Source organism: Streptomyces sp. NPDC005151 (assembly GCF_053599875.1).
Map to the genome: position 1 here is coordinate 1 of NZ_JBSFYR010000236.1, position 2,129 is coordinate 2,129.

Here is a 2,129-nt window from a genome sequence, read left to right on the forward strand (position 1 = left end):
CCTCGAGCAATGCTCAATACCTGTGGATCAGCCTGCAGGAAGGAGGCGTACCTTCCCGATGGATCGATCGATAGGTCATCGAGCAAGGCCGACGTTGCACCGTCGGTCGGGAAGGCACGCCCGTGCTTACGGTAGTCAACGAGGACGGCACCACGCCAAGCGGCAGCTCGCTGCTGGATGAGATCGTCCGGGAAGGCGCCAGGCGGATGCTGGCCGCCGCGCTGGAAGCCGAAGTCAACGCTTATACAGCCGAGTTGTCCCACGAACGGGACGGTGACGGGCGTCGGCTGGTGGTTCGTAACGGCTACCACCAGCCCAGAAAGGTCACCACCTCGGCCGGAGCCGTCCAGGTCAAGGCGCCGCGGGTCAACGACAAGCGCACCGACGAAGTCACCGGGGAGCGTAAGCGGTTCTCCTCGGCGATCCTGCCGCCGTGGTGCCGGAAGTCCCCGAAGATCAGCGAGGTGCTGCCGCTGCTCTACCTGCACGGCCTGTCCTCCGGTGACTTCGTGCCCGCGCTGGAACAGTTCCTCGGCTCCTCGGCCGGCCTCTCGCCCGCGACGGTGACCCGGCTGACCACGCAGTGGCAGGCCGACCACACCGCCTTCCAGGACCGTGATCTGTCCGCCACGGACTACGTGTACGTCTGGGCGGACGGCGTCCACCTGCGGATACGCCTGGAGGAGGCGAAAGCTGCGGTCCTGGTGCTGATGGGCGTGCGTGCGGACGGCACGAAGGAACTGATCGCGATGACGGACGGCTACCGCGAGTCGTCCGAGGCGTGGGCGGGCCTGCTGCGGGACTGCGCCCGCCGTGGCATGCGCGCTCCGGTCCTGGCCGTTGGCGACGGCGCGCTCGGCTTCTGGAACGCACTGAACGAGGTGTTTCCCGACACCCGCCACCAACGGTGCTGGGTCCACAAAACCGCAAATGTGCTCGACGCGCTTCCGAAGTCCGCCCAGCCCGCGGCCAAGCGCGCGGTCCAGGAGATCTACAACGCCGAGGACAAGGAACACGCGGCCAGGGCCGTCCGCGACTTCGAGCGGGCCTACGGGGCGAAATACCCCAAGGTCGTCAAGCGGATCATCGACGACGAGGACGAACTCCTGGCGTTCTTCGACTTCCCCGCCGAGCACTGGATCCATCTGCGGACCACCAACCCCATCGAGTCGACCTTCGCCACCGTGCGACTTCGGACCAAGGTCACCAAGGGCGCTGGCAGTCGGGCCGCCGCCCTCGCCATGGTCTTCAAGCTCATCGAGTCCGCCCAGGCCCGCTGGCGCGCGGTGAACGCACCCCACCTCGTCGCCCTCGTCCGCGCCGGAGCCCACTTCGAACGAGGCCATCTCGTCGAACGGCCCGAGACTGTGGCAGCCTGATCAGCATCGCCGGGCTACCGATGGAGACATCCGCCATGTCCGCTCTTGACCGACAGACCTCCTACTGGGACGCAGCCGCGGCCACGAAGCGGTTCACGCACCCGTTGCACATGCCGTGGCTGGAGGGCGTCAGCCGACGTGCCTCGGTTCTTGACTACGGCTGCGGATACGGCCGGACCATGGATGCGCTCGCGCAGGAAGGCTTCGATAACCTCTCCGGCGTCGACACCTCGCCCGGCATGGTTGCCGAGGCCCGCAACCTGCATCCCGCGATGCGCTTCGCCGTGCTGGACGCGCCGCCGACACTGGCATGCGCGGACGAGAGTGTCGACGTGGTCATGCTCTTCGCGGTGTTGACCTGCATTCCCGGCAGCGAGGCGCAGCGGCGGTTGATCGGCGAGCTGGGCCGTGTGCTCAGGCCCGGCGGGTTGCTTTACCTCAGCGACATGCTGCTGCAGGACGACGAGCGCAATCGCAACCGTTATGCCAGGTTTGCCGAACGCTACGGCACCTACGGGGTGTTCGAGACAGACGACGGCGCGGTGTGCCGGCACCACGAGAGCGACTGGTTCACTTCCCTACTCACCGGATTCGCCGCCGTCGACACCCGGCAAATCGCCATTACCACCATGAACGGACATGAATCAGCAGGAATTCAGATCCTGGCTCGCAAGGCGTCCTCAGTTCACCGGGCTCCTGCCCGCTGACACGGCACTCAGAAGACGCATCCACAGGTATTGACAATTACTC

Annotated in this window: 2 protein-coding genes; both read left to right on the top strand. The window is 66.3% G+C overall.

Annotated features, from left to right (window positions below):
* The first annotated feature begins 122 nt into the window (after positions 1-122).
* Positions 123-1,379 carry an IS256 family transposase gene (locus ACWD6R_RS40400; RefSeq protein ID WP_451823313.1) on the top strand — a complete coding sequence of 419 codons (1,257 nt, stop codon included), beginning with the start codon at positions 123-125 and terminating at the stop codon, positions 1,377-1,379.
* A gap of 35 nt (positions 1,380-1,414) precedes the next feature.
* Entirely contained in the window at positions 1,415-2,086 is a 672-nt protein-coding gene (locus ACWD6R_RS40405; protein ID WP_451823314.1) for a class I SAM-dependent methyltransferase, read from the top strand.
* The last annotated feature ends 43 nt before the right edge of the window (positions 2,087-2,129 follow it).